The sequence below is a fragment of the Fusicatenibacter sp. genome (assembly GCF_050872605.1).
In the GTDB taxonomy this organism is placed as follows: Bacteria; Bacillota; Clostridia; order Lachnospirales; family Lachnospiraceae; genus Fusicatenibacter.
The window spans coordinates 60,850-67,410 of sequence record NZ_JBNMHD010000011.1; the positions used below are offsets into that span (position 1 = coordinate 60,850).

A 6,561-nucleotide genomic window follows, 5' to 3' on the forward strand; every position below is an offset into this window, starting at 1 on the left:
CCCTGTATCCTGTATTTCTTCCAGTTACCTAGAGACAATCATCGGTCTCTTTCGTATGTAGCTGGTCAAAATCGTTCCATCCTGCTCGGTAAAGCGGCAGTCCATAACGTTCCGCGCCTCCATGAGCATCTGTATTGTCACTTCGTCGTGCGCCACATGAGCCCGCGCACACAGGTTCAGGTATTCTCCCTGTGCCGTTTCATCCGCAACCTCGCTCGTATAAGCGACGGTTGTAATCCACGGATAGCGGATCGACGAATATCCATGCGCCGGATTCGATTCATACGGAATCCAGTAATTGATCATTTCTTTATAATAATTGGCCGGAAACAGCTTCGGCATCCACGCATGGGCATATTTTTCAAACTGTGCACTCCACTCCTGGTTCAGCGCTTTCATCTCCGGATACGCTGCAATCTTGTCTGCGATCACATCCTCCATGACCTTATTCACATCATAGTTTCCTTTGTATTCCGGATTCATTACATACCAGAAATAACCATATAAGAGCGATCTCGGAAGCCAGAAACCTTTGTAGGACGGGGAGGTATAACCAGAAAACTGCTGCTCCCATTCGTGGCTTGGCACACCGTGGTTATCCACCATCATATCCGGTGCATATTTCTCGTAAATCCGGCTGATGCCCATCGCTTCGCTGTGAATCGTATCCTGCTGGAAATAATGACGGTAAAACTCTTTTCCAAGAGAATTGAACCGCGCCACATGGAATTTCCACGTCGGATGCTCCTTCTGCAGCTCGTAGTGAATCGCTGCGCCGTCGACGTTTTCCATCGGGATCAGGATCAGATTCAGCTTATCCGGCAGCTCTTTGTAAACATCCTCTGTTAAAAGCTTCTTCAGCAGCATAAATGATGCATTCGTTGAGGCAACCTCGTTTGCATGGTGTCTTGCATTGATCACCTCGCTCGGCACTCTCGCCAGACGCTTCGTCAGCGACAGATATCCCTCGTACTCCGGTTTCAGCCAGACAGCATAGAGCTCGCGGCCCGTATAGGAAACGGCAATCCGGAAGACCTCGATACCCGGAACTTCTTTCAGCTCCTCAATGATCTCCCGATACGTATCGTATCCGATCAGTTCGTGCTCATGCAGGTTGATGTTCTCGATGCGTTTCGCCTTTGGCTTTTCTTCCCGCTCCGGGGTCTGTGCCGCGTACGATGCGCCGCTTTCTGTTTCAAAGACAAGCGCTGTTTCCGCAGGAACACAGCTGCATTTTTCAAGAACACCTTTCGACCACAGCGCTGCGTATGCTTTTACGGTAGCCTCTGCTGCGCCTTTCACTGTGATATGGAAATTCAGCTCTCCGTTTTCCCACGAAACTGCGGAAATCCAGGTTTCGACTTCACTTCGTTTTCTCTCTGCGGCAGCGGTCTCTCCGTCTTTTGTGATGCATGCCGCATCTTTTAACGGCTCTGTCAGCGTAACGCGAAAGACCGGCCGGCCCTCTTTCTGATGGATCACCGGCAGAATCAGGCCCGGTGCATCCAGCATCACGCCGGCTTTCTGAATGCCGTAATTTTTAAAATAATCACCGCCCACAAAATACATGTCCTCATGGAGTGCATCAAGCGATGAGATCAGATCCTCACGGGAACCTGTCGGCTCGTCCGGTTCGCTTACCGTAATGTCCATTCTCAGTTCGTGGAAGAACGGCTGCATCTCCTCCGCAACGGTTCCGCCCGTTTTTTCCTCGATATAGCGGCGGCAGTCCGGAAGGACTTCGCTCTGATAGACATCCCAGATTTCTTCCAGATCGGTGCGGACTTTTTGGTCAAGGATGGTGTTTCCATCTACTTCCACTTTTATGTAACCAGTCGACGGGTGAACTTTTCCCATCTGCGGGTATTCCTTCATATACGGACGCTCCGACCACGCGGCCTTGTACGCATCCTCACAGCAGACGCTGTTTTCTTTGCTTCCCTGGCAGAGATATGTGATGTCATCTTCTCCCTCATAGGCTTTGAATACGACATTTTTTCTCTCGATACCGAGCTCTTTTACCAGAAGATCCTCGATCGGGTACAGCTCCTGCAGATAACGGATCGGTAGGTCGTACCATTTGTCCGGCGTCTCGGCACTCAGGTTGTGGTAAGACGGGATGGCTCCGTTTTCATCATTCCACTCGGTCTGGCCTTCCGGGAGAAACGGTTTGAAATAAACAGTAACCGTATCGGCTCCGGCCTCTTTCAGACGCGGAAGCATCTCTTCTGCCAGCCAGGAATAGCCCTGTTTGTAGGCACAGTAAATCGTTGTCTGTTCCGGCACAGCGCCTGCTTCGCGGATTTTTGCATCGATCGCTTCGCACATCTTCCGGCGCACGCTCTCGGTCTCGCTGACTGCTCCGGTGATTTTTACGGTGCTTCCCTCTTTGAGTTTCGGATAGACTTCCGTTTCCAGAAGTTCTTCAAATACTTCGACCTCCCACGGGAATTCATATACTTTCTCGTACATTTTCTGACCGGATTTGTAATTGTAAACTTCTGCATCTCCGGCCTCTTTTTTCTGCTCTTCGCTCCAGCGCGGCGATCCGTAAACCGCATAGGCGCCGCTTTCTTTTTCCTGTAAAGCTTTCAGTTCGGCAAGCTGGCCGTCCTCTCCGCGTAGGATAAAATCATCCACCATGTCCATCAGGAGATCTTTCCAGCTTCTCTCACCGCAGATCTTTGGAAATGTATTGCAGAGGCGGGCGGTGAATGCGGTCAGTGCTTCGCCGTCTCCGCGCAGATACACTTTTACGCCGTCACCGTCTGTCTCTCCAAGGACCAGTTCTGTCTGATCTGCTTTTTCAAAAATAATCTGATTTCCCTTGTAACCCGCCTCGGCAAGGATGGTTCCTTCGTATCCTGTCGTCTCCATCCCGAAACGGTATGCCAGATCACACGCTGCAAGAAACATAGCATCGCTTGCGTCCTCTGGAAGCACCAGTTTTACATCGAGTGCATCCGGGAGGAAATCGTGATTCTGATCTTTTAAAAACGGACCTTTTTGGAACATTTTTTCCAATCCTGTTTTTTCCCGGAAATCCAGGTCGTAAACCGGCCCGATGTGGTCCGAAGCCGCCTCATACCCCTCCGGGGCTGCATCTGCTGTTTTCTTCCACAGCTTCCGGAATTCTTCTTTTGTTTCCGGTACCGGGATTTCTCCATCCGCGGCTGCAACAGGAAACACTGCCGTCTCTGCCTGGAAACCAAGAAGCAGCGCCGCCTCAACGGTGTTTCGTTTCTGTTCTTTTTTCATATCTGCTGTAAACCTTAACCGTTTCATGCATGCACCTCCGAAATCGTTATCGTTCACACATATGTTGTAACTGTAACCAGCGGTTGGATTCGTCATCCAAAATCCGCCGTTTTCCGCACTGCATCATAAACTCAATTCTACTAAAATGTTCAAAAGATGTCAACCCGCTTCTGATTTTTCTATGAAATTTGCACAATTCTTCCAATAAAAACCAATTTTGCGTCCGTACTGTCTGAAAATTTTGTAGAAAATTTCTTTTTCCTCAAAAAGAAAAAGAGGCGTTCACAGCCAGCAGAAACATTTCTTTCCTGCGGACCGTGACAGCCTCTTTGCGTCTTTCTTTTTCTTATTTCCAGACCGTATCGTAGTTGATCGGTTTATAGAATGCTTTTTCCCGGCTCTCATGATCATCCGGACGGTTGCCGAGAAGCCACATGGTTTTAGTTGCGACTGCCTCCGGGGTCATATCGTATGACTCGAGAATGTTGCACAGGGTTTTCATCTCATGGCCGACTTCATAGACGGTCATATCGCTTCCCTCGTGAGAAACCTGGGTACACATGATGATGAGTTTTTCCGGGTACTTCTGGCAGAGCTCGTAAAACGGCTCCTTGATGCTCGCCGGAATACCGCCGACACCGAAGCTCTCCACAATGATCGCATCGTAGTGCTCAAAAACCGCCGGAAGCAATACCGGGCTGATTCCCGGGATCAGTTTCAAGAGAAAAACGTTATCGCTTAAGTTTTCATAAAAACGAACCGGCTTTTCATACGGCAGCATCGGCAGATACCGCAGAATCCGGCGGTCCTGTATTACCGCAAGGTACGGGAAATCGATGCTGGAAAAGGCATTGTAGCTCTTCGTCCGCACCTTCTTCGCGCGCGTTCCCGCGATGACTTTTCCGTCGAACACAATCTGTACACCCTGGGATGCATCATCACAGGCGTAATAAAAGCTGTCGGACAGGTTTGTCTTTGCATCCGTGATATCCAAATTGATCGGCCGCTGTGCTCCGGTGATGACGATCGGCTTTTCCGAATTCTGAATCATATAGGAAAGCGCCGCCGCGGTGTACGCCATCGTATCCGTTCCGTGCGCGATGACGAAACCGTCGTAATCCTCGTAATGCTCCTTCACCACTTTCACCAGCGTGCTCCAGTTCTCCGGAACCACATTCGAGCTGTCCAGATTAAACGGATTCACCGCCGTAATCTCACAGAGGCCTTCCACCTCCGGAATATAAGACAATAACTCCTCCGGCGTAATCTGCGGAGTCAAACCATTTTCCGTCTTCTTCGAAGCGATTGTGCCGCCGGTTGCGATAAATAAGATCTTTTTCAATGTAAATCACTCCTGCTTTCTCGTTTGGTAACAAGTTTTCTTTATCTTAGCAGACTTTTTCGGCGGTGTAAATGATGAGTTTGGAAATCAGGAAACCAATCCTTTCCATTGACGCAGAAAATTCCGTTTGCTATACTGAACTCAGACACAGAAAATCTTTATCTACGAATTTTACATTCAGAAAGCCAGGCTTCCTATGAATCGTCAACTACCCACCACCTAAAGGTGGTGGGCTTGTAACTGCCCAGTCGTACTAACGGCTTATACCTCCGACCTTTAAACCCGATAAGTATTGCTACCTAAAGTGGCGTTACATCATAGGGTGGTTGACAGCACCCTTTACAGCAAAGTTTACTCGGCTGTAACTGTACCAGGTACTTGGCTATCTTCAAGATAGTTTATTCCCATACGGTACAGATTCATAGCTCCTATGCGGTCATCATTAGATTTATAGCCACAGTTTTTACAGCTAAACAGATGTATCTTCTTATTGCGGTTAGCCTTTTCCATGTGTCCACAGCCAGGGCAACACTGGCTTGTGTAAGCAGGATTAACCTTAATCACAGTAGATTGATTTTGTTTCGCTTTATACATAAGTTTCTGTTCAAGGTCATAGAACGCCCACGATACAGATACATAGCGGCCTTTTGTTTTAACTCGCTCTGTGGCATTTCTAACGCCTGACAGGTCTTCAAGTACGAATAATGTATGCTTTGGATTGTTTTTCACGAGTGCCTTTGATACACAATGGTTTACATCCTGCATCCAACGGTTTTCTCGTGAACCAATAGCTTTCATTCTTCGTCTTGCAGATGGAGTCTGACGTATTTGAAGTTCTTTACGAAGTTTTGAATAATGGGCACGTTTCTGTTTAATAGCTTTTCCACTGACAAAACCAGACTTGTGCTTGCTGTCATAGGTGGCAACGACAAAATTGATACCCCTGTCGATGCCCACCACATTACAGATGTCAGAAATATCACTTTCCTCGATATTATAGGTTACAGGTATATGCAAAAAATACTTACCATGTTTATTTACAAGCTTGGCAGTACCAAACTTATAGATTGTATGGTCAAAATATTTAGACATACCTTCAGCAAAATATGGCAGCTTTACACGCCTATTCAAGGTGTTTACTGAAAAGCAGTTCTGTGTCAGAGAGTAATCCCTATTCCAGACAAGATCATACTGAGGCTTCTTAAAAGATGGCTTAATCCACCTGGATTCGTTCTCAAGAACAGTTTTGTATCTGGCTATGACAGTCTTAAAAACAGATTGAGCCATTTGAGATTTAAGCCCAAATCTTTCACGAAGTTCCGTATATAATGCTTTGTTCAAAGAAAACTGCTTTAGGTTATGTGTCTGGAATACATAATCTGAAACATAATTGCAGGCATCACTATATACAGACATGGTTTTATTAAGTAAAACTTTATCATCAGCCGTAGCGGATATTTGTATTTTGGCAGTAATGGTTATCTGTTCCATAAATGTACTCCTTACATTGATATTTCACTAATAGCATTATATAATATTTATTAGTGAAAATCAATATATAGAGGTAAACTATGGATAACAGATATAATCGTCATAACAGACGAAAATATAGTCTCAAGGTACCTATAGTATTAGTTACAAAATATCGCAGGCAATTACTGAAAGGCACTATTGCCGATGATGTAAAACAGAAGATTTTCGATATATGCAATTCTAATAGCTGGAATATTATTGCTATGGAAACTGACAAAGACCATGTACATTTCTTAGTGAGCTATGATGCAACGGACAGAGTATGTGACATTGTAAAAGTTGTTAAACGTAAAGGTCAAATCCTTCGCTCCACGCCAAATACAGCGCCGCTTATTTGCGGCGCTTGTAACACTCAGCCGGAAGATCTTTTGACCACGGCATAAGTGATTCTAAATCTTTTTTATCTATACTTCCATCGGCACGAACAA

At 46.3% G+C, this 6,561-nt stretch carries 4 protein-coding genes; 1 reads left to right on the forward strand and 3 read right to left on the reverse strand.

Annotated elements, in window-relative coordinates:
- Positions 1–24: 24 nt before the first annotated feature.
- From ACY2VT_RS05480 to ACY2VT_RS05490, 3 genes are all read right to left on the reverse strand, one after another.
- Positions 25–3,285, reverse strand: coding sequence for a M14 family metallopeptidase (locus ACY2VT_RS05480; protein ID WP_461879179.1), 3,261 nt, complete (start codon positions 3,283–3,285; stop codon positions 25–27).
- A gap of 319 nt (positions 3,286–3,604) precedes the next feature.
- Positions 3,605–4,600, reverse strand: a complete 996-nt coding sequence (locus ACY2VT_RS05485; protein WP_461879180.1) for an asparaginase — start codon at positions 4,598–4,600, stop codon at positions 3,605–3,607.
- A gap of 351 nt (positions 4,601–4,951) precedes the next feature.
- Complete coding sequence (locus ACY2VT_RS05490) at positions 4,952–6,091, reverse strand: RNA-guided endonuclease TnpB family protein (RefSeq protein ID WP_461874970.1); 1,140 nt, start codon at positions 6,089–6,091, stop codon at positions 4,952–4,954.
- A gap of 80 nt (positions 6,092–6,171) precedes the next feature.
- Here ACY2VT_RS05490 and tnpA point away from each other — a divergent pair, with 80 nt between their 5' ends.
- Complete coding sequence (gene tnpA / locus ACY2VT_RS05495) at positions 6,172–6,516, forward strand: IS200/IS605 family transposase (RefSeq protein WP_461879181.1); 345 nt, start codon at positions 6,172–6,174, stop codon at positions 6,514–6,516.
- Positions 6,517–6,561: the final 45 nt, after the last annotated feature.